Annotated in this window: 27 protein-coding genes and 1 tRNA gene; 1 reads left to right on the top strand and 27 read right to left on the bottom strand. The window is 42.1% G+C overall.

Annotation, left to right across the window (positions count from 1 at the left end; genetic code table 11):
- The coding region (locus ACOJS8_RS25235) for a glycosyltransferase family protein (RefSeq protein WP_420151332.1) at positions 1 to 719 on the top strand (719 nt) is incomplete at its 5' end.
- On the opposite strand, the gene ACOJS8_RS25230 is transcribed toward ACOJS8_RS25235, so the two are convergent.
- The 27 genes from ACOJS8_RS25230 to ACOJS8_RS25100 all read right to left on the bottom strand — a co-directional run bounded on the left by ACOJS8_RS25230 (position 714) and on the right by ACOJS8_RS25100 (position 26,218).
- Entirely contained in the window at positions 714 to 1,538 is an 825-nt protein-coding gene (locus tag ACOJS8_RS25230) for an SDR family NAD(P)-dependent oxidoreductase (RefSeq protein ID WP_420151331.1), read from the bottom strand. The genes ACOJS8_RS25235 and ACOJS8_RS25230 overlap by 6 nt on opposite strands.
- 3 nt (positions 1,539 to 1,541) lie before the next feature.
- Positions 1,542 to 2,564, bottom strand: coding sequence for a hypothetical protein (locus ACOJS8_RS25225; RefSeq protein ID WP_420151330.1), 1,023 nt, complete (start codon positions 2,562 to 2,564; stop codon positions 1,542 to 1,544).
- Positions 2,561 to 3,475, bottom strand: a complete 915-nt coding sequence (locus ACOJS8_RS25220) for a hypothetical protein (protein ID WP_420151329.1) — start codon at positions 3,473 to 3,475, stop codon at positions 2,561 to 2,563. Before ACOJS8_RS25220 ends, ACOJS8_RS25225 begins: the two co-directional genes overlap by 4 nt.
- Positions 3,444 to 4,058 (bottom strand): RNA polymerase sigma factor, encoded by a 615-nt coding sequence (locus ACOJS8_RS25215; protein ID WP_420151328.1) that lies wholly within the window; start codon positions 4,056 to 4,058, stop codon positions 3,444 to 3,446. The genes ACOJS8_RS25220 and ACOJS8_RS25215 overlap by 32 nt, the downstream gene beginning before the upstream one ends.
- A gap of 90 nt (positions 4,059 to 4,148) precedes the next feature.
- Positions 4,149 to 4,418 carry a DUF983 domain-containing protein gene (locus tag ACOJS8_RS25210; RefSeq protein ID WP_420151327.1) on the bottom strand — a complete coding sequence of 90 codons (270 nt, stop codon included), beginning with the start codon at positions 4,416 to 4,418 and terminating at the stop codon, positions 4,149 to 4,151.
- 58 nt (positions 4,419 to 4,476) lie between these two features.
- Entirely contained in the window at positions 4,477 to 4,752 is a 276-nt protein-coding gene (locus ACOJS8_RS25205) for a hypothetical protein (protein WP_420151326.1), read from the bottom strand.
- A 13-nt stretch (positions 4,753 to 4,765) separates the two neighbouring features.
- Positions 4,766 to 5,308 carry a DUF420 domain-containing protein gene (locus ACOJS8_RS25200; protein WP_420151325.1) on the bottom strand — a complete coding sequence of 181 codons (543 nt, stop codon included), beginning with the start codon at positions 5,306 to 5,308 and terminating at the stop codon, positions 4,766 to 4,768.
- 8 nt (positions 5,309 to 5,316) lie between these two features.
- Positions 5,317 to 6,027, bottom strand: a complete 711-nt coding sequence (locus ACOJS8_RS25195; protein ID WP_420151324.1) for an SCO family protein — start codon at positions 6,025 to 6,027, stop codon at positions 5,317 to 5,319.
- Positions 6,028 to 6,030: 3 nt separating this feature from the next.
- A complete protein-coding gene (locus ACOJS8_RS25190; RefSeq protein ID WP_420151323.1) occupies positions 6,031 to 6,354 on the bottom strand; it encodes a cytochrome C oxidase subunit IV family protein in 324 nt (107 codons plus the stop codon).
- A 12-nt stretch (positions 6,355 to 6,366) separates the two neighbouring features.
- Entirely contained in the window at positions 6,367 to 7,164 is a 798-nt protein-coding gene (locus tag ACOJS8_RS25185) for a cytochrome c oxidase subunit 3 (protein WP_420151322.1), read from the bottom strand.
- Between the two features lie 15 nt (positions 7,165 to 7,179).
- Positions 7,180 to 7,770 carry a cytochrome c oxidase subunit 3 gene (locus ACOJS8_RS25180; RefSeq protein ID WP_420151321.1) on the bottom strand — a complete coding sequence of 197 codons (591 nt, stop codon included), beginning with the start codon at positions 7,768 to 7,770 and terminating at the stop codon, positions 7,180 to 7,182.
- Positions 7,771 to 7,779: 9 nt separating this feature from the next.
- Positions 7,780 to 8,658, bottom strand: coding sequence for a heme o synthase (gene cyoE / locus ACOJS8_RS25175; protein ID WP_420151320.1), 879 nt, complete (start codon positions 8,656 to 8,658; stop codon positions 7,780 to 7,782).
- A 1-nt stretch (position 8,659) separates the two neighbouring features.
- Positions 8,660 to 9,676, bottom strand: coding sequence for a COX15/CtaA family protein (locus ACOJS8_RS25170; RefSeq protein ID WP_420151319.1), 1,017 nt, complete (start codon positions 9,674 to 9,676; stop codon positions 8,660 to 8,662).
- Positions 9,651 to 11,534, bottom strand: coding sequence for a cytochrome c oxidase subunit I (locus ACOJS8_RS25165; protein WP_420151318.1), 1,884 nt, complete (start codon positions 11,532 to 11,534; stop codon positions 9,651 to 9,653). Before ACOJS8_RS25165 ends, ACOJS8_RS25170 begins: the two co-directional genes overlap by 26 nt.
- A gap of 28 nt (positions 11,535 to 11,562) precedes the next feature.
- Positions 11,563 to 12,684 carry a cytochrome c oxidase subunit II gene (locus ACOJS8_RS25160; RefSeq protein ID WP_420151317.1) on the bottom strand — a complete coding sequence of 374 codons (1,122 nt, stop codon included), beginning with the start codon at positions 12,682 to 12,684 and terminating at the stop codon, positions 11,563 to 11,565.
- Positions 12,685 to 12,705: 21 nt separating this feature from the next.
- Positions 12,706 to 14,016, bottom strand: a complete 1,311-nt coding sequence (locus ACOJS8_RS25155) for a quinol:cytochrome C oxidoreductase (protein WP_420151316.1) — start codon at positions 14,014 to 14,016, stop codon at positions 12,706 to 12,708.
- A 67-nt stretch (positions 14,017 to 14,083) separates the two neighbouring features.
- Entirely contained in the window at positions 14,084 to 14,704 is a 621-nt protein-coding gene (locus ACOJS8_RS25150; RefSeq protein ID WP_420151315.1) for a c-type cytochrome, read from the bottom strand.
- Positions 14,704 to 15,237, bottom strand: a complete 534-nt coding sequence (locus ACOJS8_RS25145) for a DUF3341 domain-containing protein (RefSeq protein ID WP_420151314.1) — start codon at positions 15,235 to 15,237, stop codon at positions 14,704 to 14,706. Before ACOJS8_RS25145 ends, ACOJS8_RS25150 begins: the two co-directional genes overlap by 1 nt.
- A gap of 74 nt (positions 15,238 to 15,311) precedes the next feature.
- The gene (nrfD, locus tag ACOJS8_RS25140) at positions 15,312 to 16,742 is read right to left on the bottom strand and encodes an NrfD/PsrC family molybdoenzyme membrane anchor subunit (RefSeq protein ID WP_420151313.1); all 1,431 of its coding nucleotides are present in this window, start codon (positions 16,740 to 16,742) and stop codon (positions 15,312 to 15,314) included.
- 106 nt (positions 16,743 to 16,848) lie between these two features.
- Positions 16,849 to 19,956 carry a TAT-variant-translocated molybdopterin oxidoreductase gene (locus tag ACOJS8_RS25135; protein WP_420151312.1) on the bottom strand — a complete coding sequence of 1,036 codons (3,108 nt, stop codon included), beginning with the start codon at positions 19,954 to 19,956 and terminating at the stop codon, positions 16,849 to 16,851.
- A 95-nt stretch (positions 19,957 to 20,051) separates the two neighbouring features.
- A complete protein-coding gene (locus ACOJS8_RS25130; RefSeq protein ID WP_420151311.1) occupies positions 20,052 to 21,371 on the bottom strand; it encodes a c-type cytochrome in 1,320 nt (439 codons plus the stop codon).
- A 247-nt stretch (positions 21,372 to 21,618) separates the two neighbouring features.
- A tRNA-Cys gene (locus tag ACOJS8_RS25125) sits at positions 21,619 to 21,689 on the bottom strand.
- A gap of 141 nt (positions 21,690 to 21,830) precedes the next feature.
- Positions 21,831 to 23,618, bottom strand: a complete 1,788-nt coding sequence (rpsA, locus tag ACOJS8_RS25120; RefSeq protein WP_420151310.1) for a 30S ribosomal protein S1 — start codon at positions 23,616 to 23,618, stop codon at positions 21,831 to 21,833.
- 256 nt (positions 23,619 to 23,874) lie between these two features.
- Entirely contained in the window at positions 23,875 to 24,390 is a 516-nt protein-coding gene (locus tag ACOJS8_RS25115) for an HNH endonuclease (RefSeq protein WP_420151309.1), read from the bottom strand.
- A 136-nt stretch (positions 24,391 to 24,526) separates the two neighbouring features.
- Entirely contained in the window at positions 24,527 to 24,988 is a 462-nt protein-coding gene (gene smpB / locus ACOJS8_RS25110; protein WP_420151308.1) for an SsrA-binding protein SmpB, read from the bottom strand.
- A 217-nt stretch (positions 24,989 to 25,205) separates the two neighbouring features.
- The gene (locus ACOJS8_RS25105) at positions 25,206 to 25,799 is read right to left on the bottom strand and encodes an OmpH family outer membrane protein (RefSeq protein WP_420151307.1); all 594 of its coding nucleotides are present in this window, start codon (positions 25,797 to 25,799) and stop codon (positions 25,206 to 25,208) included.
- A 56-nt stretch (positions 25,800 to 25,855) separates the two neighbouring features.
- Positions 25,856 to 26,218 carry a hypothetical protein gene (locus tag ACOJS8_RS25100; RefSeq protein ID WP_420151306.1) on the bottom strand — a complete coding sequence of 121 codons (363 nt, stop codon included), beginning with the start codon at positions 26,216 to 26,218 and terminating at the stop codon, positions 25,856 to 25,858.
- Positions 26,219 to 26,259: the final 41 nt, after the last annotated feature.

Genomic DNA, 26,259 nt, shown 5'->3' with positions numbered 1-26,259 from the left:
CTTTTCAGTGCCCCAACAATCAATGGTTTTACAGACAGGCTTTCGCAATAAACACAAAACTGACATGCTTTGGTGCAGAGGAATTACTGGCGTTATCGTTTGATAAACAACCTGATGCTCCTTCTCATCGTGTGCGGATTGTCCCCCCCTTGCTACGTCAGGAAGTAACCGAACTTAAACCATCTAATGGAAACTTTCTGCTGGCTTACGTAACACAACCAGGCCTGAAGATCGAATTACTGAAAGCACACCAGCAACATCCTGCTATTCCAATGGATGCTTTTCACGCGGGCACAAACCTAGCCGATGAGCCAATTGACGAGACGTTAACGTATCACGCAATCGATGGTAAACGTTTTCTGGAGTTTATGGCTCATTGCAAGGCCATCGTTACCACGGCGGGATTTGAATCTGTCTGTGAAGCGGCTTATTTAGGAAAACCAGCTTTAATGATTCCGCAATCCAACCACTACGAACAAGCCTGTAACGCTATTGATGGCCAACGTGCTGGTGTTGGTGTGGCTGCTACGTGCTTTGACTTAGATCTATTATTAACGTATCTTCCTCAACATGATTTACAGGTAAGCGAACGCTTTCGGGCGTGGCATGCTCAGGGATATTTTTTATTTCTGGCCGCACTTAACCGAGCTATAACGCCAAAAAGCAAACCTTCCGGCGGATTTTTCTGGACTCGCGTAAGGCATCTGCTTCGCTCATAACTGATAATAAAACTGAAGAGGGTCTGGGTACTGAAATGAATAGTTCAGCGTCTGTGATAGCTTATCAGCGCTAACAATTTTATACGGGACAGGCGCTATGGGCGCTACGAGTGTTGGCAGCTGAAAGCCAAAGTCTGCACTGTTTTTCCGATAGATCGCTTCCCGCGCAGGGTGATTAGGTGCAACTACATTGAACGTACCAGCAGGCGTTTGTTGAACCGTAGCGGTTAGCACTCTAAGAGCATCATCACGATGAATATAATTGACAGGTTCATCGCCAGTATCTACAGTTCGGCCCGCTACGTATTTTCCGGGAATACGCTCGTAGCCCAACAATCCTCCCAAACGTAGTACCGTAACAACTCGATTCGGCGCCAGGCTTAAGATAAGGTTTTCTGCTTCAAGCAAAGCAGGAGCCGCCGACTGCGCTGGGGTTACAACATCCTCTTCAACTACAATTCTGTTTAAATCGGGATAAACAGACGTAGTACTAACGTAGATAACATGCTTCAGTTGCGACTTCTGGATGGACTCAACCAGGGAACTGATTTGCTTAGGGTGAAATTCATTACCCTGCTTTCTGGCTCTGGGCGGGATATTAATAATGAGCGTATCAGCTTGTAGCAAACTAGCCAGATTTCCATCAGGTTCGGGATTTAACAAAAGCATATAGGCGTCAATTCCTTTTGCCTTCAACAAGCCTACTTTCTCGTCAGAAGTCGCACTTCCTTTTACCTGGTATCCCTGGGTCAAGAGGTGCTCAGCCAAAGGCAGTCCAAGCCAACCGCAGCCCAAAATCGAAATAACGCCGTTGATCATTAGTTAAAAACCTATTCCAAAAGTAAGCGCTCGGACATCTGGACCTTTATCGACCTGAAAAAGCGGATTCAGGTCATATTTCACGAAAAAATTAAGGCTGCGCAAACCCAGGTGAGCTATGAGTCCGTAACGATAATCATTCAAATAGAAATCTGAATGGCGCCGATCCCGACTGCCATCGGCTTCTTTAATTTTCCGATAGCTATCAAGCCGGTAGTTAACGTATCCACCAAACCCTAAATGACAAATCTTGCGACCATCGCTGTTATAGAACGTAACGCGGGGAACAACCGGAATACCGATTGAGCAAATCGTCAGCTTACTTTTCTGCAAATCCCGGCCAGCATCAGGAAATGCTACGCCAGTAGGTTGCTTTTCTGCTACGTTATTTCCTTCGAACATGAAGTTATTCCAGGCCACTTCAACGCCGTAATAGAGCTTTAATGAAGCGTATTTGCCCCGGATGATTGTCGGCATTGCGCCAACTGATAAGGCAATGTAGCGCGATCCTATTGGCCTTAAGTCGTAACTATCTTCAGGATATGCCGTATTTGCACTTTGCTGAATAAAATTGTTCAGGCCAATGCTTACCCCATAGTCAACATTCCAGTTGTCTCTACTTCTATTTCTCCGCCGTTCCCGCTGGTAGTCGCTCTCTTTCTCGCTTTCCTGATTGTATACTGTCTTAACCGTATCGCCTTTGTCATTGATTACAATTGTAATACCATCTTTCTTTTTTGTTACGACCAGAACAGTGTCGTTTAAAAAGCGGCCTCCATCTTGAGAAATAGCGGTTTGCCCACCAGGCACCGAATCAAGTTTCATACCCATCTCCCGTACGATTTTATTCAGATCATAGTTCGATAGTGCCTGAATACCCGCTTTATCGGGAGCATAGATGACCAATCGGGTACGATTGGCAAAGCGAATTACCAATGAGTCTGTCGGCGACATAGATCCTGCTTTAGCCATTATCGTCATCAGCAAGCCAACCATAATAATGCCGATACGTAGTACACCTTTCATTGTTTACCTGTTTTATCTTTGTCGAGACTGTTTTTCAGGCCATTGTAAGCCCGATCGAGTAAACCACGCTCATCATCGCTTGTATTATCTCGCTTAGCGAATACTTCACCATGTTTTATCCGTTTTACTTGTTGCCATAAGCCCCCTGACCTGGTTTCCTTTTCAGGGGTGTCATTTTTGGCGAGTATTGTCTTTTTTTCAGCAGGCGTTTTAGCCGCCTGACGGGCTGCTACTAGTGCTGCGGGCTCGTCAATTGTAACAGTCAACACGCGCTCTGCAGGCAAGCTAAGTTTGGTTGCTGTTTTTACTTCAGCTACTTGTTCGTTGACCGGTTGGTTGATTGGTGTTACGTTGTCTGTAACTTCTGATTTATGTTGATCATCAACAGATTTGGTTTGAACAGCGATAAATTCGCTAGCTTCTGGCTTTGTAGAGTCTGAAGGAGTTTTGTACGCAGCTGGCGGAGTAGCTAAGTGATTATTTATTTTTGAACCGTTCGTAGTCCGTTTAGCTGCGGCTATTTGACCTTCGCTTTTATCTAATTTCGTTCCATCTTCTATGTTAGAGCTTGATGCTCTTTCTAACTCTTTCGGTCGATCCTGAGCTAAGTTTAGGGCATCTGGTGAGTTTGCTTTGCTTGCTACTACCGGTTGACTATCCACAGCCGTTTTGGCACTTTCAGATGTCCAGTAAAGCCAGCCAAATGAGCTTACGATTAACAGACAAGCAGCGGTCGCTACGTAGCGTTGAATAGACGGATTACGCCAGAATACAACTCGGGGTTCTGAGTCAAGTTGCCCCATACGCGCCTGTAACCGTTCAAACCCGTTGGAGTTGACGGGCAATGATATGTCACGCAGCTTCCTGGCAAAAAGATCGTCAATTGGCTGTTTTTCGGTACGTTTTTTCATAATAGTTCGTCTGATTAGTTTGTCGTTCCGACTCCTGTTCCAATTTCTTCAAGTTCGTCTGCAACAAAAGCCTGGCTCGACTTAGCTGCGATTTTGAGGTTCCTTCCGATATTCCCAGCATCTCAGCTATTTCGGCGTGTGCGTATCCTTCTATAGCATACAGATTAAAGACAGTACGATAGCCGTCTGGTAATTGATTCACAAGTCGCAACAGGTCACTCTCATTAAGCGATGTATCAGCCCACTCATAATCGGGTTCGACTGTTACGTCTTCAAGAGGGATCTCCTGGCGCCACTGTTTTGATTTTCGTAAAAACATAAGTGATTCTGTCACCATTACCCGCCGTATCCAACCTTCAAAGCTACCATCTTCCCGAAACTGTCCGATTTTTTCGAATACGCGCATGAAACCGTCCAGCATGACCTCTTCTGCATCGGCCCGGTTAGCACAGTATCGTGTACATACGGCCATCATCTTACCGGCAAATCGTTCATATACGATTTTATGAGCCCGGCTTTCGCCACGCTTCAAAGCAGCAATTAACTGCGCTTCGGTCGTAAAAAACGGTATAAGTCGAAGCATACTTGTTTAGGTTCACCAGCAAGATGCAGTATTTCAGACCAGAGGTTGCATCACTTAAATTATTTTTTTGTAGCCATAAAAAAAGGGCTTCTAAAGCCCTTTCACGTATTTAATCCCTGCTACGTAGTGCAACCAAATTACACGTGACATCCGAAAATTAACGGGTGCAATCAGAACCATAACGGGTGCCACCACAGCTGCATATACCCAGCCTTCGGGGTCATTCCCCAAATAGAAGAGCAGAAAACCCAACACCAAGGCAACTCCTCCAGATATAGCATAGCTCACGTACATAGCCCCAATAAAGTAACCTGGCTCTACCTCATAGCGTAGGCCGCAGTGAGGACAAAGTTCATACATGTCGTCAAAGCCTCGGGGCGAGTAGAATGGATTTTTGAAGATTTTGCCTTTTCTACATCTAGGACATAGCCCGTTTAACGCGGCCTGCAATTTCGATACGTCTTCCATGTTCGCGTTTGCTATGCCGATACCAGAAATAGCCGATAGAAGCAACTAATAAATAAGGAGCCATTAATAAGTATAAAATACCAAAATTTAAGTCTGAAGCCACTACGCTACGTCCATTACTGACTGTGCTTTCAACTGTGCTGCGGCACATAGCACATTGAGCCATTAGATCTGGAGCAACAACCAACAAAACAATCACTACTAACCATGTTTTCCAGTTCTTCATAATCTTTAGTGAATTAATGAACGTAATAAGACTTGATCATTAAATACACGACCACACCCGTTACACTCACATAAAGCCAGATTGGAAATGCGTATTTTACCGTTTGTTTATGTCTATTTATCTGTCCGCTTAGTGCATAGTAGACGGCACGTAGCACAAACCAGACAACCACAACCGATAAAACAATATGTGATACTAACAGAAAATAATAAACAGGTCTGATCCACCCCTGGCCTCCAAAGGGAGTTGATTCATTAGTTAGGTGATACAATACGTAGCTAACTAAAAATAACGACCCAAGGGTAAATGCGAGGAGCATAGTTCGCTTATGGGCTTCAATATTCTTCTGCTTGATAAAATATAAACCCAGTAACAGTAATATAGATGTTAACGAATTTATAATTCCATTTATATGTGGCAAGTATGTTGTCCAGCTTCCTAAATCGACCTTTTGACGAATGCCTAACAAAATAGCTACGGCGATTGGAATAGCTAACGCCAGAATATTGATAACCCGATTAGCTTTTTGCTCCTGTACGGGCTGTAACATCTCCATAAATCTGGTTATTCTTTAGTATAAATATCTAGTAGGACGCGAGCCTCAAGCACCAGACGATCGACATCTTCTTTGTCGGTCCCGTCGTAAAAACCTCTGACAATCCCTTGTTTATCCACTAATACCAACTTTTCGCTGTGAATAAAAGTTTCGTCAGGTTTTCCGTCTTTGACCCCAGCGTCAACGGTTGGAAGATAATATCCACGCATTGCCAGATTGTAAATATCTGCCTTGTTTCCCGTTAGAAAAAACCATTTACCCGGTATAGCTTCATACTTTCTGGCATACGCTTTTAGCTGTTCCGGACCATCATGCTCTGGGTCAACTGTGTAGGATACAAGAACTATATTTGGATTATCACGAAAGATATCCTGTACCCTTGTTAATTGCGAAGAAATCTTAGGGCAAATCGTACCGCACCGGGTAAAGAAAAAGTCTGCTACGTAGATCTTGTCTTTGACGATAGATTGATCAACGAGCTTACCATTTTGATCAATTAATTTGAAAGGAGGGATGCGGTTATAAATCGTATCTATTATCTGTCGACCATCAGGTAGAGTTACTTTACCCATCAACGGTTCACCTTTTGCAGAATCTATCTTAGGCAGATAGCGTGGCAAAACATAATGGTTCTCCGTACCAAATCTAAGAAATAAATACAGTAAAGCCGGGACCAGCAGCGTAGCAAGCAAGATCCCGGCTTTTCGAGGGGCCGTCATATACTAACGTAATTCAAAAATCGAACCTCCTTCCATTAGGAGCGCTATCAACAGCCAAACAATAAATACAATAGGAACTACAATGGCCCAAATCAGACTTTTGACCTCATGCTTCAGGTGCATGAATTCACCAACAATATAGAAGGCTTTGACTAATGTCATGATAACGAAAAATGACGTACGCAATCCGCCTGCTTTCATTATGTAAGCCAGTGTAAACTCGACTACTGTAATACCTAACAAAATCCAGAAAGTGCGCCAGATTGCACCTGTATTTGCGGGTGGTATTTCACCCACCTCATGGGTTCCATGTGTATGGTCAGACATGATAAAGAATAATTATACCAGATAGAAGAACGTAAACACAAATACCCAAACTAGATCTACAAAGTGCCAGTATAAGCCAACCTTTTCAACCATTTCATAATGGCCCCGACGATCGTATAAACCTGTTGCTGCGCGATAAAAAATCAATATGTTCAATACAACTCCACTAAACACGTGCGTTCCATGAAAGCCTGTAATGAAGAAGAACAGATCGGCAAATGCAGGTGGACCATACTGGTTTTCAACTAGGTTCGCCCCAAAAATGGTACGCTGAATAGTTTGTCCATTTATGATCTCACTAATTGTCGTACCGGTTTCTGTTCCGTGAATAAAGTGCGACCATTCCCAGGCTTGACTTCCTAGAAAGGTAAATCCTCCCAGAATAGTCCATAGCATATATTTCTCAACATCAGCGCGGTCCATCCGATGACCAGCTTCAACAGCTAATACCATAGTAACGCTGCTAAAGATGAGAATAAAGGTCATAATACCTACGAAAATCAGTGGCAAATCGACCCCATGTAGAAATGGAACTGAATTGTATACGTGTTCAGGAGATGGCCAGTAAAGATTCGAGAATTTAAATACTTCTCCGTATATAGCGGGGTCCCAAGCAGGATAACTATAGCGAATTAAGCCATATGTTACTAGCAAAGCTGAGAATGTAAATGTATCGGAAATCAAGAAGAACCACATCATCAGCTTGCCGTAGCTCACCTTCATTGGTTCAACACCCCCCATCCATGTTTTTTTATCAAACATTTGGTCGGAGTCAGTCGTCAGGGTATCGTGTGTTACAGTAGCCGCCATGCGCCTAATAGATTATCAATGAAAATAGACTAAAAATATAAACAAATACAACCACAAAATGTCTAAAAAATGCCAATACGTAGCCGCTATCTCAATCTGATTTAGATTTTTGGCATGAATCCGTAAGCGAAAAGCCGCTACTAGCGCGAATATTAATATCAGTAGACCTGATATTAAATGAAAGCCGTGTAATCCTGTGAAAACATACATAAATGAGCCTGAAGGATTGCCAACAAAAAAGACGTTTTCATTAACTAAATCGACCCATCCCTGAAACTGCATGTAGAGGAACGCTGCTCCAAGCACAAAAGTAATAGTTATAGCTAGTTTTAAATTGCCAAAATTGTCTTTTTTTGCAGCTAAGTAAGCCCAGTGCATTGTCAGGCTACTAATCACTAAGACTATTGAACTGTATGTAAAAACCGATGGAATGTCGAACTCTATCCAGTTTCCTTCAGCTCTACGCACTAAATAAGCACTTGTCATAGCTGCGAAAAGCATAATTATACTCACAATGAATAACCATAAAATAAACTTACGTGGATTCATTGAGAGCGTTTCCTGTGGCTCTTCGATAGTTGAAATATCGTTTACTAATTCACTCATGATTTGTTGTTATACTTTGTCCAGTAGATAAACAATTTGTACGGTCGGCAGATATAAAAGCGAGCCAAACATCATTTGCAACGCAGCTCTATCCGTACAAGTTTTCATTAAGTGAAACGTTTGGGCAAGAAACAAGATTCCTCCAATCATTGCCACAAAAGCTGAATTTATACCTGTCACTCCAAGCAAAAAAGGAAGCCATCCAACTGGGATTAAGAACAATGTATAAATCATTATTCGACAGGCGGTTTCGGTCGTTTTGCCGTTACCGGGCATCATCTGAATACCTGCTTTTTTGTATTCTTCGAAAGCTAACCATCCAATTGCCCAGAAATGAGGAAACTGCCAGAAGAACTGAATGGCAAATAATATGCCTGGAGCCCAACCAAATTGATTTGTAGCCGCGACCCAACCAATCATTGGTGGAAATGCTCCTGGTAGTGCGCCCACAAAAACAGCGATTTGCCCTTTGCGTTTTAGAGGAGTATAAACGAATCCGTATAATAACAGAGATAATACAGCGAGGGCAGCAGCTCTTATATTAAAAAACTCAACGTATAAAAAACATGACACGGTGAATAAAATAAAGGCAAAAATGGCAGCTTCATGTACTGTTACACGCCCTGTTGGTAAAGGACGCACTGCAGTCCGTTTCATCACCTTATCTGAGTCTTTCTCAATGATTTGATTAATAATATTTGCAGCGCCTGTGATGCATATAGAGGCAGTGGTTAAAATCAAAACGTTTAACCAATTTACTTGATTTACGGCCAAGCAATAGCCAAAAACGCCTGAGAAAACAACTGCAAGTGTTAACTTTAATTTGAGTAATTCAATGTACGCTTTAGCTTTTACGTTAAAAAGGCTTATATCAATCGTTCTTTCCATATCAAACTTCGACTAATTGATTTCGACTAGCTGATCCTTGGGTCATTATTGAAGGACTTACTATGAGCCATGAAGTAAATTGTAAGCCAATCATCATTATAGCTAGTAACAAATGAATTGGTTGAGCAATAGCAGGAACACCAAAATAAGCCATTATCACTCCTGTTCCTATTTCCGCCAATACCAATCCTATTAAAGCCTTCGTCAACTTTTTCAGCCAGTCATTTTCAGAAATTCGCTGGAGCTTATAAATAACAACTAGCTGAAGTATCAATACGAACAATGAAAAAGTTCTGTGGAAATAAAAGCTACCAGTAAGGTTATCGATCCAATTTTCGCGCTGCTCATAACCTATTTTTTTGACTACGCTGTCTAGCACTTCTCGTACCTGTGTACCAATAATAATTTGTCCTAATGTCACTAGTATAATTGCTAACAGAAGATAACGTAACGTTTGATGACTTTTTAACGCTACATTATCTTTTATGCTTACTATACTAGATCGCACCAGCACAAATAGTAAGGCAAAAACAACGGTTATGGCTAACATTAAATGGATTGTAATCATGTAGTGAGCCAACTCCGTAGCTACTACACGCGATCCAAGCCAGCCGTTGATACCTATTAGAAGAAAAGCGCTTACACTACCCCAAAAAATGGCTCTGTCTTTCTTATAGTAATAAAAAGAAGAGAAAAGGGTGCCTAAAACAAAAAAACCTGATAAAACGCCTAATAACCTATTGACATATTCTATCCAAGTTTTTAGAGCATTAAACTGAATCTCACCCTTTAATTTTGCACCATATATCTTCTGATAATCTGAGGGTAATTGAGATGCATCTGTGGGTGGAATCCACCGCCCGAAACATCTTGGCCAGTCTGGGCAACCCATTCCGGACCCAGTACCTCTAACAATACCACCTGCTAAAATCAGCAGGTAAATAATGATAATTGTCAGAAATACTAGGCGCCGAAACCGTTGTTCTTTATGATTAGTGAGGTTGACTGAATTGATCATTCAAGTTTTGAGCCTCGATCTCTTTCTCCATGCCTATCAATTCATTTTCATGAGGCAAATTCGACTCAGGAGTTAGTGAGTAGGGCACATTCTGTGGGATGAAATCGTCCTTCGCACCAGGCTTACTATAATCGTATGGCCAACGATAAACAGCAGGTATTTCACCTGGCCAGTTTCCATGACCTGGGTTGACAGGTGCTGTCCACTCTAGCGTATTTGACCGCCAAGGATTTTGAGGAGCTTTCCGGCCACTAATTATACTGGATACAAAGTTATAGATAAATATCCATTGCGCTGAAAAAGTGAAAATAGCAGCTAGGCTTATGAAGCTATTCATATCAGCGAAGATATTTTTCGTGAAGTCGTAGCTTGTAAATGCATAATATCTGCGAGGGAACCCAGCAATTCCTATATAATGCATTGGAAAGAATACTAAGTATATTCCTATAAATGTTAGCCAGAAGTGAACATACCCTAGCTTTTCATTCATCATTTTTCCAAACATTTTGGGAAACCAGTGATAAACACCAGCGAGTAGACCAAATGCAGAAGCAGCTCCCATAACTAGGTGGAAGTGAGCTACGACAAAGTAAGTATCATGTAATTGAATGTCTAATGCAGAGTTTCCCAGAATGATACCCGTTAGACCCCCAGAAATAAAAAAGGAAACAAGCCCTATTGAGAAAAGCATTGCCGGGGTAAACCGGATATTACCTCGCCATAACGTAGTAATATAATTGAAGGCTTTGACTGCTGAAGGAACAGCAATTATCAATGTCAGGAACATGAATATAGATCCTAAAAATGGATTCATACCCGTTACGAACATGTGGTGCGCCCAAACTATAAACGCTAAGAAAGCAATACCCATCATTGAGGCAATCATCGCGCGATATCCAAAAATAGGTTTACGAGCGTTTGTTGCGATAATCTCTGATGTCATTCCTAGGGCAGGTAGTAGTACTATATATACCTCAGGATGGCCTAAAAACCAGAATAAATGCTGAAATAAAATTGGACTGCCCCCTACGTTTGGCAGGGCTTCGCCCTTAATATATATTTCTGACAGATAAAAACTAGTACCGAAACTGCGATCAAAAATTAAGAGAAGTGCAGCAGACAAAAGGACAGGAAAGGATATAAGCCCAAGAACAGCTGTCAAGAAGAAAGCCCATATTGTTAGCGGCAATTTACTGAATGACATTCCCCTTGTTCGGAGATTTATTACAGTAGTAATGTAATTGATACCCCCTAATAACTGCGATACAATGAATAAGGCCATGCTTATCAGCCATAAGGTCATTCCGAATTCTGAACCTTTATGGGCTTGTGGCAATGCACTCAACGGCGGGTAAATTACCCAACCACCCGCAGCAGGCCCTGTTTCAACGAACAAAGACCCAAGCATGATTACACTGGCTAGAAAGAAGAACCAGTAAGATAGCATGTTTAAAAAGCCTGATGCCATATCCCGCGCTCCAACCTGCAAAGGGATAAGAAAATTAGAAAATGTACCGCTTAATCCTGCTGTAAGCACAAAGAACACCATAATTGTTCCATGCATCGTTACCAGAGCCAAAAAGAAGTCAGGATCAAGCTTACCTGTTTCGTTAATCCAGTTACCAAGTATAGGACGAAGAAAATCTAACTTCATGTTAGGGAATCCTAGCTGAAGCCGAAACATAACAGATAGGCTAATGCCAATAACTGACCATATAATACCCGATATCAAATATTGCTTGGCAATAGTTTTATGATCTTCGGAGAAAATATATTTGCGCCAAAAACTTTGCGGCTCATGATGATCATGCTCTGCTGCATGTGCCACGATTGCCGAATTAGCTGATACAGTCGCCATAGTATTTGGTTTCTTATAAATTAGTAAGTTAACGGAGTGCAGTGCTGGTTAAAGATACCCCACCTCCTTGTACATTTGATGCAGTAGTACTATCAGTTGGTGCCGCAGGCGCTTCAACCGGTAAGTACTTTGCAGCTTTAGCTTTTAAATTTGCCGGAATTCTAGTTGCTAATTCTGGCGTGGCAGTAAGCAAAGGTTTTTGCTCCTTGCACCAAGCCAACCACGAAGCTTCATCTTCAACAATTAGCCGTATACGCATTGAGAAATGTCCTTGACCACATACTTCTGTGCATGCAATCTCATAACCAAAGTTGGGATCTCCAGTGATGTTACGCATTTCATCTGTGGTTTTGTCTGCAGTAAATTGAAAGCGCGTTGGCATTCCTGGTACAGCGTCCATTTTCACACGTAAATGAGGTATGAATACGCTGTGTAGAACATCTCGAGCTCTAATTTTTAGTAAAATCGGCTTATTAACAGGAATATGTAGTTCAGAAGTTGATGTAAAGTCATCAAACGATGATTCATCTGTGTAATCTATCCCTGTTTCATTATTGTTGTCAATCAACTTATAATTAAATGACCCCAATTTATTATTATCCACTCCTGGATAACGTGCGATCCAGTTGAATTGCTTTCCTACAATCTCGAATACTTGAGCGTTTTCAGGTGCTTCTGCCATTATATCACGCCATGCCCGCCAACCGGTAAAAACCAATACGGCCATTACGACAGCGGGTATAACTGTCCAAATAAGCTCAAGCTTGTGGTTCTCTGGATAATAAGCGGCCCTGCGTCCTTCTTTATGCTGATATAACCAAGCAAAAACAAATAACAAAGCATTTGTTACAATGAAAGCAACCGTTATAATACCCATTGATAACCAAAACAGAAAATCAGTATGCCGACCGTGCGGTGATGCAGCTTCGGGCAGGAAAAACTGTTTGGCATATAAGAATGACCATATGAAACCAATTACAGCAACCACAAAGAAGATCATGAATAACACCGCATTAATGCGGTTACTCATGCCTATATGACCTTCTTCTACAGGACCATTGACATTTTTTACAACGGCAGCCATTCTTGAGACCACAATAGCAGCAAGTCCCAGAAAAATTACCGATAACAAAGCAATTATATAAACCATGTTTTCTGTAAGAGTTGTTGATTAAATGTCATGGTGCAGAGCTTCTTCCAACATTGGATGATTTTTTGGAATAAGATTAGCCTTCGTTAATTGCGAAAAAAGCGACCATACAAAACCAGAAGCGAAAATTAGAATCATACCGAACTCAATCGGTCCGAAGCCACCGTGTTCACCTACGGTTCCAGGCATAATGTTGGTGTAGAAATCGAAATAATGACCAATAATTATGCACCAAGCCGCTACTTTCAATATAATAAATGTTCGTTTAGAATCCCGAGTCATTAAAATCAAGAATGGGAATACGAAACATAAAAACAGATTTATAATGAACGGAGCTTTATATATCCCTCCATATCCACTAAGGCGCTCACGATAGTAAATTGTTTCTTCCGGTAGGTTTGCGTAGTAAATGAGCATAAACTGTGCAAACCACACATAAGCCCAGAAGATGGTGAACGCAAACATAAACTTACCAAGGTCATGTAAATGGCTTTCGTTAACCCATTGGAGATACCCTCGCTCTTTCAGCGTAACAACTGTTAGCGCTATTATAGCTAGTCCCGTTACGTGCCAACTTGCCAACGTATACCACCCAAACATAGTGCTGAACCAGTGAGTGTCTATCGACATCACAAAATCCCAGGCGGAAGTAGAGGATGTTACTCCAAACACAAGCAAAAATGCGGTACCAAATTTGACACTTTTCTCATAATAATCAGTACCGCCGTATAAATCTTCTTGTAAAGAAAAATTACGCAGCATGCGCCATAAAAAGTACCAAAGTCCAAAATAGGCAACTATACGTCCTAAATAAAAAGGTGTATTTAAAAAGCCTTTTTTACCATTGATAATTGGGTCAAATTCAGAGCTAGCTTTGTCATATAAGCCTGGATGTGTCCAGTGAAACAGATCATGACCTGCTATAAAGAATGTAGCTAAAATAGCGATTGCCATAAAAGGCAAATAAGCCGGCATTGCTTCTGGAATACGTTTGAAAGCAACTGACCAACCAGCTTGAGCTAAATAGTTATACGACATAAAAAACATGCCGACAACTGAAGCACCAGTAAAATAAACTGCATTTAACCAAACATTTGCCCATAAGCGATTAGTCCACTTATATGCATGGTGCCCACCTTCATGTTCACCAGTAGCATGAGCAGTCGCAGCATGGGCTTCATGTCCATGTGAACCAACTCCAGATGCTAAAAGATAGGCGCCAATTGCCACTAATGCGACCCCGGCTCCAAGAGCGATGAATAATCGACGTTTGGATTCCGCAGTAAATTCAAATTCCTCGTCTAAGGACGGTATTGCGTGAGCCGATGCCATTCTTAAAAGTTTTCAGTTTTGGTCATCAGTATATAGTTATTAACTAAATAATGAGACTTAAATTAATTTATCCTTGTTGCAATTTATGAACGTACTGAACTATTTTCCAGCGGTCTTCTGGCGTAATCTGTGACCCATGAGGCCACATCCGGCCTTTACCATGAGTAATTACGTGAAAAATGTGCCCATCGTTCATCGTTTTGTAAGCATCTGCTGAATAGCTTGGAACGCCTTTATATTCCTTAGCTACTGGCCCGTCTCCTTTTCCAGTTTGACCATGACAATGGCTACAGTATCGAGTGTATAAGACCTGGCCTTCAGCTTGTATTTTTTCTGATTCAGGAATTGGGTTAGTTAATACCCTCTCAGCAATCCCTATGCTATCCGCGGGAATATTGTATATCATTAGATCAGTGGTAGCATTTGCTCCAGATCCAAATTTAGTGTGATAGTTTGGCCTTGCAACTGTCCCACGAGCAGGCAGGCGCATATTTAAGCCTTGTGGGTTTACCGTATTTGGGCCTGTTTGTCTATAAGGCTCATAACCCACTGGCCGATACATTTGCGGAGCGTACTCGACGCCGGTGTTATCATGTCCCCTTTTGCAGGAAACTCCTGTAACTAATAGCCCAACAATACCCAGAACCGCTAGGCCTATATTTTTATTAATCATTCTTGTTTTGGCCATTAGAACTGCTTAATATTTACTTCAGCAGCACCTGAACGCTTCAGTATCTGCTCAATATCATTCTCACCGATACTATTTTTACCCAAGTCAATCGCCATGGCAAATTTATTGTCGGTGGTTCTTAGATCATACATCAGTGGTTTCACTGTAGGCCCCAAGCCATTGGATAAAAGGAATGTCCCTACCATACCTAAAGCACTAATTAATACAGTTAGCTCGAAAAAAATAGGAACATAAATTATAGGAGAGTATGAATCTTTACCTCCTACAATCATTGGCCAGTCGAAGCCCTCTGTATAAAAAGTAAGAGCTATTGCAGTGAGCGTACCGGTCAAACCGAACAGGAAAGCTGCAATCCCTAGACGAGTACGTGGATGACCAAGTGCAACGTCTAGACCGTGAATCGGAAAAGGAGAATAAACCTCATGGATCCGGACACCGGCTGTTTTAACCTCTTTAACAGCTTTTAGTACAACATCATCGTCATCATAGATGCCTACTAAAAACTTACCACTACCATGTACGTCTGACATACGTTTTAATTCGTCTGCTTCAAGCGCCAGGCTTACGTAAGCTGGAAACTTGAAATCTTAAACCAATACCTTTTTTATTCTGCGTTTTTATTAAACGTTGGATTAGCAACGCGCTCACCCTTAGCAACACCTGATACCGAAATTGGTAGTTTCTCAGAAGACGATTTAATGATTGTTTTAACTTCAGCCATGTTAACTACTGGCAAAAATTTCGAGAACAGCAGAAACAATGTGAAGAATAAACCGAACGAGAAAATATAGTCGCTAATGTCAAACAGAGTTGGATGGAACATTGCCCAGCTTGAAGGCAGATAATCGCGATGGAGAGAGGTTACGATAATTACGAAACGTTCAAACCACATACCGATATTCACGATTACTGATAATACGAATGTCCATACAATACTTCGCCGAATAGCCCTTGACCAGAAAAGCTGTGGGGTAATTACATTGCAAGTCATCATAGCCCAATATGCCCACCAATACGGTCCAGTTGCACGATTAATAAAGGCATAGCTTTCAAACTCAACTCCTGAATACCAAGCAATAAAGAATTCTGTTAAGTAAGCAACACCAACTATAGAACCAGTCAATGTGATTACTTTATTCATTGACTCAATATGTTCTAACGTAATATAATCCTCTAGCTTAAATACCACTCGAATGATCAGTACCAAGTTTTGCACCATAGCAAAGCCCGAAAAGATAGCACCAGCCACGAAGTAAGGAGGGAAAATAGTAGTATGCCATCCGGGGATTACTGACGTAGCAAAGTCCATTGATACAATCGTATGCACTGATAATACAAGCGGAGTAGACAAACCAGCTAAGATTAAGCTCATATATTCATATCGAGCCCATGTCTTCGCTGACCCATTCCACCCCAATGAGAATGCGCCATAGATGTAACGAGATACTTTACTACGCGCACGGTCACGGATTGTAGCTAGATCAGGAATAAGACCCATATACCAGAATACCAAGGATACTGTAAAATAGGTACTAATGGCGAATACGTCCCATACTAATGGAGATTTAAAGTTTACCCACAACGAGCCTAATGTATTAGGTAGCGGCAAACACCAGTAGGCTACCCACGGCCGTCCTGCGTGCATCATAATAAAACTCGCAGCACAGATAACAGCGAAAATAGTCATGGCTTCTGCAGCCCGGTTTACGGCAGTCCGCCATTTTTGCCGGAATAAGAGCAGAATCGCAGATATTAGTGTACCGGCATGACCAATACCCACCCACCATACAAAGTTGGTAATGTCCCAAGCCCAACCAACAGTTTTGTTTAAGCCCCAAACGCCCAATCCTTCCCACCAAGTCCAAAACAAGCAGGCAGTTCCGTAAATGAGCACAACTACCGCAATAACAAAGGCGATAGTCCACTCACGGGTTGGATTACCTTCAACCTGTTTGCTGATATCCTCTGTTACGTCGGCATAGGTCTTGCCACCGGTAACAAGCGGAGTTCTTACAGCTGATGTAACATGCGACATATATTTTACTTATTTACGATGTATTGATTATGATATACGAATTACGAATTGTGTGCTCGATTGTTTTCGAAAATCTCACACTTACTTACATAATTCACAAGTTAATTTATGCGTGTGATTCTTTGTGCCCACTTTGAGGCTCTTCGTCCTTGTTGCGAATTTTAGTCAAGTACGATATTTGTGGCCTAACGTTAATCTCTTCTAAGACGTGAAAAGCACGTCCCTCCTGCTCAACAGCAAGTACTTTGGATATTGTGCTCTCTGGGTTATTCATATCACCAAAGATGATAGCCCCTGTAGAACACGCTTGCGAACAGGCCGTTTGTACTTCATCAGGCTCTAATTGGCGCCGTTCCTTTTTAGCTGTCAACTTGCTTTCCTGAATGCGCTGAACACAGAACGAACACTTTTCAATCACCCCCCGTGAGCGAACCGTTACGTCTGGATTAATGACCATCTTACCAAGGTCATTATTGAAATGATAATCAAAATTATCATTATCAAAATATTTAAACCAGTTAAATCGGCGTACTTTATAAGGGCAGTTGTTAGCACAGTAGCGTGTTCCAATACAACGATTATAGGTCATCTGGTTAAGACCCTCTGTACTATGAGTTGTAGCTAATACCGGACATACTGTTTCGCAGGGAGCATTACTGCAATGCTGGCAGAGCATTGGCTGGAATGTCACTTCAGGATTAGCAGAAGCCACTTCCAAGGCAGAATAGTCCTCAGGCTCAGCATCGCTGCTATAATAGCGATCTATACGTAACCAGTGCATTTCGCGACGCCGAATTACTTCTTTTCTGCCAACAACCTGAATATTATTTTCTGCATTACAAGCGACAATGCAAGTCCCACAGCCCAAACAAGAGTTCAGGTCAATTACCATACCCCAAGAGTGCACAGGCTTACCATAACCATTCCATAGAGTGATATCAGTAGCATCAACCGCACCTTTCGATGTTTGAACCTTGGGCTCATGTCGGCCAGCCTTCGGATTCTTTTGATATGCAGCCAGACGAGCTTCTTGCAATACAGCAGTCCTTCCCATAACTGTATCATGAGTTTGAGTCTGCGCTATTTCATGAGTTCCACTAGCCTTTTCAACGGAAGCGCTAAATGCAGAAAAAGTAACGTATCCACCAGTTAGGGAAGCGAGCGGAAATGCATTTTTACCAACTCCGTTAGCTGACTTTCCTGCTTTCTCGCGTCCATAGCCAACAGCAATTGAAACCGTGTTGTCAGCTTGGCCTGGTTGAATTAGCACTGGTAACTCTATTGCTTTACCATTTACTGAAACTGTTACAAGATCGTTTTGAGCTAATTTTAGATCTTTGGCTGTTTTTTGCGAAATAGACGCATAGTTATCCCAGCAAGCTTTCGTGACAGGATCAGGTAGCTCTTGCAGCCAAGGATTGTTAGCCATTGCACCTGTACCAACCCCAATCTTCTCGTACAGGGCTACTTCCATGCCAGTTGTTGGCTTATAGCGTTGTCCAATACTCGCAGCTGCCTGGCTAATATTACCGGCAAACGAAGCTCCACCTACAGTTGTCGATGTCCCTTTGTTTGGTTCAAACACACCATCGTTAAGGCATTTTACCCAAAAAGCATCAAATGAACTAAACCCAGTAGCTTGTGGAAAATGAGTAGTACGCCAATAATTTTTCAGGTAAGATTGAAAGTCGTTTGACTTACCAGTCCACGTTAACAAACTCGATTGAAACTGACGAGTTTTATAAATATGCGTAATGGCAGGCTGTGTTAAGCTGTAGTAGCCTTGTTTAGGTTCCGCATCATTCCAACATTCTAGAAAATGCGGAGCAGGCGTAATATATTTCGCTAAAGAAGCTGTTTCGTCTGCACGGTCTGCAAAAGAAACCGATAAGGTAATTTTAGGTAAAGCTTCTGCAAGTTCAGTACCGCGTGGGTGATCGTACACCGGGTTAGCGGCAAAGAATAATACAGCGCCAACTTGACCAGCTTTTGCTTCATTGATGAAAGCGTTCATTTGCTGATCATTCCCCTGACGATAATTAACAGGAGTATTAATATCGATTGTAGTACCGTAGCTGCCTAATAAGTTATTTAAAGCATTAACAATAATCTGTACATTCGGATCATTTGACCCCGCAACGACTAGTGCTTTACCACGTGAATTAGCAAGATCCGTGGCGGCTTTGTCTAAATAAGCAACATCAATTGATGGCGTACTAACAGGTGAACCTCCTAATTTAGCAGCAACTTTATTATATAGAGCCGCAACAACTAGTCCTTCTTGCGATGGCTTGATTGCGGTACGATAATCAGCGTTAGCACCTGTTAAGGAAAGCCCTGTTTCAAATTGATAGTGCCGCGACATGGTTTTCTTTCCACCACCTATAGCACCAACCTGACGACCTTTTGCATAAGGCCCCATGTATTCTATCGGAGCTACCCAAGTACCCAGAAAGTCGGCACCTACACTAACTATAGTTTGTGCTTTGCCAAAGTCATAAGATGGAATTACTGCCTTACCGAATGAAGCCGAGTTTGCCTGTACAATACCAAATACCGAATTAGCATCATACGTAATATGGCGAGTAGTTGGATACTTAGTAGCAAAATCAGCAATAACAGCCTTTGTTGCCGGGCTAAGTATAGTAGACGTAATGATACGAATAGCACTACCTTTTGCAGCAACTGCATTCAACTGATTTATAATTTCTCGATCAGCAGTAGTCCAATCAATATCCGCATCACCACGTTTAGGACCCTTTAGCTTATCGATATCATAAAGTGATAAGACTGATGCCTGAGATCGGGGAGTTGTGCCACCTTTTGATACACTTGAAGAAGGGTTCCCCTCAATTTTGATAGGACGTCCTTCGCGAGTTTCAACTAGAATAGCAGCATAATCACCACCTTCACTAAAGGTTGATGCGTAATAATCAGATATTGAGGGAAATGTAAACTCCGGTTTATTAATGTAAGGAATTGCCTTATGAACAGGTGTTTCGCAGGCTGCTAATGAGACAGCAGCCATGCCAAAGCCCATCACTTTGAGAAAGTCACGGCGTTGGGTATTTGAGCCCCCGAGCAGACCGTCTAGGTCTTCCGATGATTCGCTCAAGTCAGGGTTAGCAAATTCACTATTGGCATTCTTTACGAACGTAGCGTCATTGCGTAATTCTTCAACCCCTTTCCAATACCGTTTATGTGTATTTTCCATGCTTATTTTATGCGGCAGTGGTTAAAATGAACAATGTGGAATGAATAATGAACAATAGATTAGAATTCATTAAGACCGTTCATTATTCATTGACATTAATAGTGACATTTAGAACATTCTAAACCGCCGATGTTAGCAACTTTAAGCGGTTCCTTACTTTCCTTTTTATGAAGCGCGACAAGTTTGTCGTAGTAGGCATTATCCTTCGTATTGACGTCCGTCCGGCGATGACAGTCGATACACCAACCCATAGTTAATGATGAGCGAGCCTCAACTACTTCCATTTTCTCAATCTCGCCGTGACAGGTCTGACAAGCAACGTTGCCTACATTTACGTGCTGGGCATGATTAAAATAAGCCAGATCAGGTAAGTTGTGCACCCGTATCCATTCAATTGGCTGGTTTTTTTCAATAGCAGTGTATATCTTCTGAATTTCCGGCGACTCTTTTTTAATTACACCATGACAATTCATACAAATATTGGCTGCTGGGATTGTCGCGTTTTTTCCCTTTTGTGCACCTGTATGGCAATAGTTACAATCTATTTTGTACTGCCCAGCATGTAGTTTATGCGAGTAGGCAATTGGTTGTTTAGGCGCGTAACCTTGCTGAATACCAATACCATAAGCTCCATCGAATGTCTCTTTTACGGCAACCAGCAAAAACAACCAGATGACAATAGAACGTAGCGTGGAGTTGTTAAAAGCGCTTGATAAACCTGTTTTGAGACGTTGTGCAAAGGAAGACGGGATTTGCGTACCTTCTCCGATGGAAACAGGTGATACAGCCTTCGATAAAATATTTACAACAACAAGCAGAACGCCCAGAACCAGAAGCATAACAACTAATACGGCGACCAGAACCAACGTAAACAGCTCCGATGGGCCACTACCACCAGATGGCCCCCCTCCGGCACCTTCCGTATTTTTACTAATGTCAGTGGTACCTGTAGAAGCTTGCTGAGGCTTGTTAGCCTGATCAATATAGGCTAGAATTCCATCAATGTCAGCATCCGATAAACTGGGGAAGCTAGACATCTGTACTTTGCCATTCGCATTGAAAACCTGATTAGCGTAAGCATCACCAGATGCGATGAGGGCCGAGGAATTTCTAATCCATTTATGCAGCCAATCTTTGCTTGGAGCGCGGCTCTCAATTCCTTTTAACCCAGGGCCTACAACTTTCTCATCTGTTACTGCATGGCACTGAGCACAGTTGTTCGTAAATAGGGTCTTCCCTTTTTCGGCATCAGCACCACCTCCTGATGCCGCAGCGGTTTGGTCTCCACCAGCTGCTGCGTCCTGAGCTCTTACCTGGCTAGTAGAAAATAACAAAACCAGTATTAGAGCTAAGATTCCGCAGAGCTTGTACAAATGACTCATTTTATGAACTTTATTAACTGAGTGAATCAACATAAACACTTCTGCTTATTTATTAGCGTCCAAAAGTACGACACGATTACTGTATAGGCAAAAATTGACGTTTAGTTATTTGAGGCCCCGTTTTTATTTATATTGTTTCTAATTAAGAGCTATTATATTACCGTACAATAAATCGATATTAGCAGGTATTCTTTGATATTTAATCTAAAAAAATGCCATTTCGCTTAACCCGTTTCGAGCTTAGACAAAATGGCATCTATAGTAAAGTATATCTTAACTGAGGTTCCGAGCGGATTCGAACCGCTGTACGAGGTTTTGCAGACCTCTGCCTAGCCACTCGGCCACGGAACCTTATACCGAGTCATAGCTTGGCTTACGATTCGGGAGTGCAAACATACGACTTTATCCATTACGGCAGGAAAAACGGCATAAAAAAATGTCCTCGTACCGTCAGGCTCGAGGACATTTAAAGTATATCAGGCTATATCTAAATTAGTTACGGCCTTCTAATTGCTCTTTCAGAGCCGCTAGCGCATCAAGATCGCCTAACGTAGCACCACGCTCAGGCTGGGCTGGGGCATTTGTGCTTTTCGACGTACTGGCTTTTCCAGCTTTCTGCTCCTTCACTGGCTCATTTTTCTCTTGCCATGCTTTTGTATGAGAAAGCATAATACGCTTCTCTTCTTTGGAGAACTCAGTCACTTTGAAATCAAGCGTGTCTCCAACTTCGGCAAATGTACCGTCTTCCTTAGCTAGATTTTTCAGCGATGAGAAGCCTTCAATGCCGTATGGCAGTTCGAGAGTGGCCATTTTATCGCTCTTACTAATAATGGTGCAGCGGTGAATAGTACCAACGGCGAATACAGTCTCAAACGTATCCCATGGGTTCTCTTCCAGTTGTTTGTGTCCCAGAGCCAGACGACGGTTGTCAACATCTAATTCCAGTACAATCACTTCCAATTCGTCACCAACTTTAATGAAATCAGAAGGATGTTTAATTTTCTTGGTCCATGACAGATCTGATACGTGAACCAGCCCATCAATACCTTCTTCTAATTCTAGGAACAATCCAAAATTAGTCAGGTTGCGAACTACACCCTTGTGTTTTGTACCAACAGCATATTTGTTGCGCAGTTCAGGACGAGTCCAGGGATCTTCGGTCAGTTGTTTGATACCTAACGACATCTTGCGGTCGTTACGATCAAGCGTCAAGACTACCGCTTCTACTTCATCACCAACTTTTAGGAATTCCTGTGGATTACGCAGGTGTTGTGACCACGACATTTCTGATACGTGGATCAGTCCTTCAACGCCCGGCATAATCTCGAGGAACGCGCCATAATCAGCAACATTAACGATTTTACCTTTCACTTTGGAGCCAACTTCAATATCAGCTTCCAAAGCATCCCATGGATGAGCTTGAAGTTGTTTCATGCCCAGCGAGATGCGCTTCTTGTCTTCATCAAAGTCAAGTACTACTACGTTCACTTTTTGATCTAAGTGTAGCACTTCTGACGGATGACTGATACGTCCCCATGAAATATCGGTAATGTGCAATAAGCCATCCACACCACCAAGATCGATGAATACACCAAAGTTGGTCATGTTTTTGATAACGCCCTCCAATACCTGACCTTTTTCGAGGTTGTTCAGGATTTGAGCACGCTGCGCTTCCAGGTCTTTCTCGATCAGAACTTTGTGCGAAACAACAACATTGTCATTTGCATAATTGATCTTAACGACCTTAACCTCCATTTTCTTGCCAACGAAGATGTCGAAGTCACGGATCGGCTTCACATCAATTTGCGAACCTGGCAAGAACGCTTCGACACTATAAATATCAACAATCAGACCACCTTTTGTCCGGCGCTTAACGAAACCATCGATAACGAGATCTTCGTCAAGTGCTTTCTGAATTTTCTGCCAGGCAGTGATTACCTTCGCTTTTTTGCGCGAAAGCACCAGCTGCCCATTCGGATCCTCTTGATTTTCAACGTAAACTTCAATTTCATCCCCCATCTTCAGGTCCGGCATATCCCGGAATTCAGAAGCAGGTACTAAGCCATCCGACTTGAAACCAATGTTGAGTAATACTTCCCGATCCGTTATCCCAACGACGGTTCCCATTACTACTTCTTTTTCTTTAACCTCCGACAACGTGTTGTCGTAGAGTTCCAACATTCGGTTGCGTTCTGCATCCGAATAGCCACTTCCAAACCCTTTGTTGTCTGCCCGGTCCCAATCAAATGCCGGTAGTTCGCGTTGCTGCGTTTTGCTCATAAAAAAATGTTTCCTGACCCACTCAGTACATCAGCCCGTAGGTCAATGGCGGACTGACTTTTGGTTATAAAAATTTTGCCTTCAAAAAAGGACTGCAAAGATAGCAATTGCATTCCAAAAAAAGTTTCAGAATTAGCAAAAGTCTTTGAAATAGAGCGAGAAAGGATAAAAAAGCAGAAAGGATTAAAGAGGAAGACACGTAGTAACACGCCTTTCCCTTTCATCCTTTCTGCTTTTTTATCTTAGTTATCCCTATTTATCGAAAAGCCTTTTCTTTTTTAGCTAAAAAAGGCATCCAGCTTTCTTCGATAGATCCGGAAAATTCGCGTAAAAAAACCAGAAACGTAGGTTTGAATGGTTTCTGGCGGAGTCTCATGTTAGCTTCATCAGGCGTAAAGTCGCCTTTTCTGGAATTACACCTTTTGCAAGCGGTGGCTAGATTATCCCAACTGGTTTTGCCTCCCCTCGATTTTGGAAGCACATGATCCAGTGTTAGTTCGTCAGTTGTTCCGCAATATTGACAATGATGACCGTCGCGTTTAAAAATATTTTGCCGTGTAAGCATCACTCCTTTATAGGGAAGATTCACGTACCGATGTAATCGGATTACCGAAGGCATCGGAAACTCGGCGGAGACGGTACGTAGCATGAACTGCTCAGATTCGGCAACGAGTTCAGCTTTGTCTAAATAAACTAGCAGGAATGCTTTGGGAACGGAGCAAATGCTCAGGGCACTGTAATCTTGATTTAAGACTAATACTTTCCTACCCATATACGTTGTAGATGCCTCTGTACGGTAGCAAGTTACAGACTTATCCACATAACGGCAATAGGTCAGAAAAATTTAGTTGAGAGATTTTGTCTACTAATAGCTAATCCGCTCGTAGCGATGAAGCTTAACGCTACGTCTAATAACGCTCTCGTTGTAAATCACGCTCTACGTCTCTTTCTTTAATACTCTCTCGCTTGTCGTAAAGCTTTTTCCCTTTCGCCAATGCAATTTCGATTTTCGCAAAACCACGATCATTGGTGAAAAGCTTAACAGGGACGATTGTTAAGCCCTGATCTTTTAGTTTCTCGGTAAGACGCTTAATCTCACGTTTAGTTAGAAGTAGCTTACGGTCGCGGAGAGGTTCGTGATTATAATGAGTCCCTTCGGTATATACCGAAATACTCATCTGACGAATGAGGAGCTCGTTATTATGGATTAAACAGTAAGCGTCCTGCAGGTTTACTTTCCCTTGCCGGATGGATTTAATTTCAGTACCTGTCAAAACAATCCCGGCTGTGTACGTTTCTAAAAACGTATATTCAAACGAGGCTCGACGGTTCCGAATATCAACTTGCTTTACGATAGAAGCAGAAGCCATGTACTACGTTATATATTTATATCGCTGATTACCAGGCACGATCTTTTCAAATGAACTAACAGAGGTACGAAAGTAGCTTGGTACGAGCAACAACACTTGAAATTAACAAGAGGTTTTATAACCGGCAGAATTTCGTTTAGAGCGACGAATAAACCCGGCTTACCGAACACTATGTTCAGCGAGCCGGGTTTATTCGTCGCTCATAAATCAACGTACTTTATTTTTTCGGCTTAGCCTGGTACTCTTTATTCAAACCATCAAGAATTGTCTTTGTCCGGTCGGCCGACGGATCGGCAAATAGAATACCACCGCCTTTCGTATATCCCAGTACAAACTCATATTTATTCTGAGCATTTATTTTCTTCAGATAGTTGTAAATCTGGTCGTAAAGCTCTTTGTTTTTGTTCTGTTCTTCAACAGCCAGATTTTGGGCTGCCCGTTCACGATAGGCTAAGATGTCCTGTTGCTCTTTCTGAAGAGAGGCTTCGGTAGCACGACCTTGCTCCTGAGTCATTGTAGCAGCACGCTGCTGGAAAAAAGCTACTTTGTTTTGGAGGTTACGTCCTTTAGCAGCTAAATCGTTCTCTAGCTGAAATCGTCTGCTTTCAAGTACTTTCTGTGTATCTTTAAAATACTCGTATTTAGTTAGCAGCGAATCCACATTCACGTAAACAATAGCTTTTCCTTTTGCTTCGACGGGGGCGGTTATAGCGGGGGTCGCTTCGGACTTGCGGTCTTTAAAGTGTAGGTAATATAATATAGCTACGGCAATTGTCAGGACGACGTTTAGAATTAATGAGGCATTCTTCACAGGAAACAGATTGGTTAGTGACAAGTTTATCCCACAAAGGTAGAGGGATTTACGATTTACGAGACACGATGTTCAATTTGATTTATGACAGTACGCCAGACAAAGAACCCGGAAAGTCCTGCCATTCCACCAACCAGGCCTCCTATTACGGCCGTTATTAGCAGTGGAATCATTATGTTATTCGATTTAAATAATAATTCGCCCATACGACCGGTAAATATGCCATCAGTACGTGTGTGAATAAGCAGGGCGTAACCTATCCATGTGAAAGCTGTTCCAATAAAACCATACAAAAAGGCTTGGCCACTATTATTACTACGCCAGTAACAAATAATAAAAGCAACAATAGCTAAGCTCCACCAGGGAAACAATATCTGGCTTAATAGGCTAAGAATAGCGATAAGAATAATCTGAATCATATAGTAATACTATTGGAAGCTGGTGATACGTCGTTAGATCG

It is taken from the genome of Spirosoma sp., from assembly GCF_048594605.1.
Lineage (GTDB): Bacteria > Bacteroidota > Bacteroidia > Cytophagales > Spirosomataceae > Spirosoma.
Note: the sequence above shows the minus strand (reverse complement) of the source record. Positions and strands in the feature narration are given on the sequence as shown.

Coding starts and splice junctions, on each gene's coding strand:
- ACOJS8_RS25130 (WP_420151311.1), bottom strand. CDS start 21,371: ATGTTGATTCACTCAGTTAATAAAGTTCATAAAATGAGTCATTTGTAC.
- ACOJS8_RS25170 (WP_420151319.1), bottom strand. CDS start 9,676: ATGATCAATTCAGTCAACCTCACTAATCATAAAGAACAACGGTTTCGG.
- nrfD (WP_420151313.1), bottom strand. CDS start 16,742: ATGTCGCATGTTACATCAGCTGTAAGAACTCCGCTTGTTACCGGTGGC.
- ACOJS8_RS25115 (WP_420151309.1), bottom strand. CDS start 24,390: ATGGGTAGGAAAGTATTAGTCTTAAATCAAGATTACAGTGCCCTGAGC.
- ACOJS8_RS25225 (WP_420151330.1), bottom strand. CDS start 2,564: ATGAAAGGTGTACTACGTATCGGCATTATTATGGTTGGCTTGCTGATG.
- ACOJS8_RS25195 (WP_420151324.1), bottom strand. CDS start 6,027: ATGACGGCCCCTCGAAAAGCCGGGATCTTGCTTGCTACGCTGCTGGTC.
- cyoE (WP_420151320.1), bottom strand. CDS start 8,658: ATGGAAAGAACGATTGATATAAGCCTTTTTAACGTAAAAGCTAAAGCG.
- ACOJS8_RS25190 (WP_420151323.1), bottom strand. CDS start 6,354: ATGTCTGACCATACACATGGAACCCATGAGGTGGGTGAAATACCACCC.
- rpsA (WP_420151310.1), bottom strand. CDS start 23,618: ATGAGCAAAACGCAGCAACGCGAACTACCGGCATTTGATTGGGACCGG.
- ACOJS8_RS25230 (WP_420151331.1), bottom strand. CDS start 1,538: ATGATCAACGGCGTTATTTCGATTTTGGGCTGCGGTTGGCTTGGACTG.
- ACOJS8_RS25205 (WP_420151326.1), bottom strand. CDS start 4,752: ATGAAGAACTGGAAAACATGGTTAGTAGTGATTGTTTTGTTGGTTGTT.
- ACOJS8_RS25220 (WP_420151329.1), bottom strand. CDS start 3,475: ATGAAAAAACGTACCGAAAAACAGCCAATTGACGATCTTTTTGCCAGG.
- ACOJS8_RS25215 (WP_420151328.1), bottom strand. CDS start 4,058: ATGCTTCGACTTATACCGTTTTTTACGACCGAAGCGCAGTTAATTGCT.
- ACOJS8_RS25100 (WP_420151306.1), bottom strand. CDS start 26,218: ATGATTCAGATTATTCTTATCGCTATTCTTAGCCTATTAAGCCAGATA.
- ACOJS8_RS25150 (WP_420151315.1), bottom strand. CDS start 14,704: ATGGCCAAAACAAGAATGATTAATAAAAATATAGGCCTAGCGGTTCTG.
- ACOJS8_RS25210 (WP_420151327.1), bottom strand. CDS start 4,418: ATGTATGAACTTTGTCCTCACTGCGGCCTACGCTATGAGGTAGAGCCA.
- ACOJS8_RS25185 (WP_420151322.1), bottom strand. CDS start 7,164: ATGGCGGCTACTGTAACACACGATACCCTGACGACTGACTCCGACCAA.
- smpB (WP_420151308.1), bottom strand. CDS start 24,988: ATGGCTTCTGCTTCTATCGTAAAGCAAGTTGATATTCGGAACCGTCGA.
- ACOJS8_RS25180 (WP_420151321.1), bottom strand. CDS start 7,770: ATGAGTGAATTAGTAAACGATATTTCAACTATCGAAGAGCCACAGGAA.
- ACOJS8_RS25145 (WP_420151314.1), bottom strand. CDS start 15,237: ATGTCAGACGTACATGGTAGTGGTAAGTTTTTAGTAGGCATCTATGAT.
- ACOJS8_RS25135 (WP_420151312.1), bottom strand. CDS start 19,956: ATGGAAAATACACATAAACGGTATTGGAAAGGGGTTGAAGAATTACGC.
- ACOJS8_RS25155 (WP_420151316.1), bottom strand. CDS start 14,016: ATGGCATCGGCTCACGCAATACCGTCCTTAGACGAGGAATTTGAATTT.
- ACOJS8_RS25160 (WP_420151317.1), bottom strand. CDS start 12,684: ATGGTTTATATAATTGCTTTGTTATCGGTAATTTTTCTGGGACTTGCT.
- ACOJS8_RS25165 (WP_420151318.1), bottom strand. CDS start 11,534: ATGGCGACTGTATCAGCTAATTCGGCAATCGTGGCACATGCAGCAGAG.
- ACOJS8_RS25200 (WP_420151325.1), bottom strand. CDS start 5,308: ATGGAGATGTTACAGCCCGTACAGGAGCAAAAAGCTAATCGGGTTATC.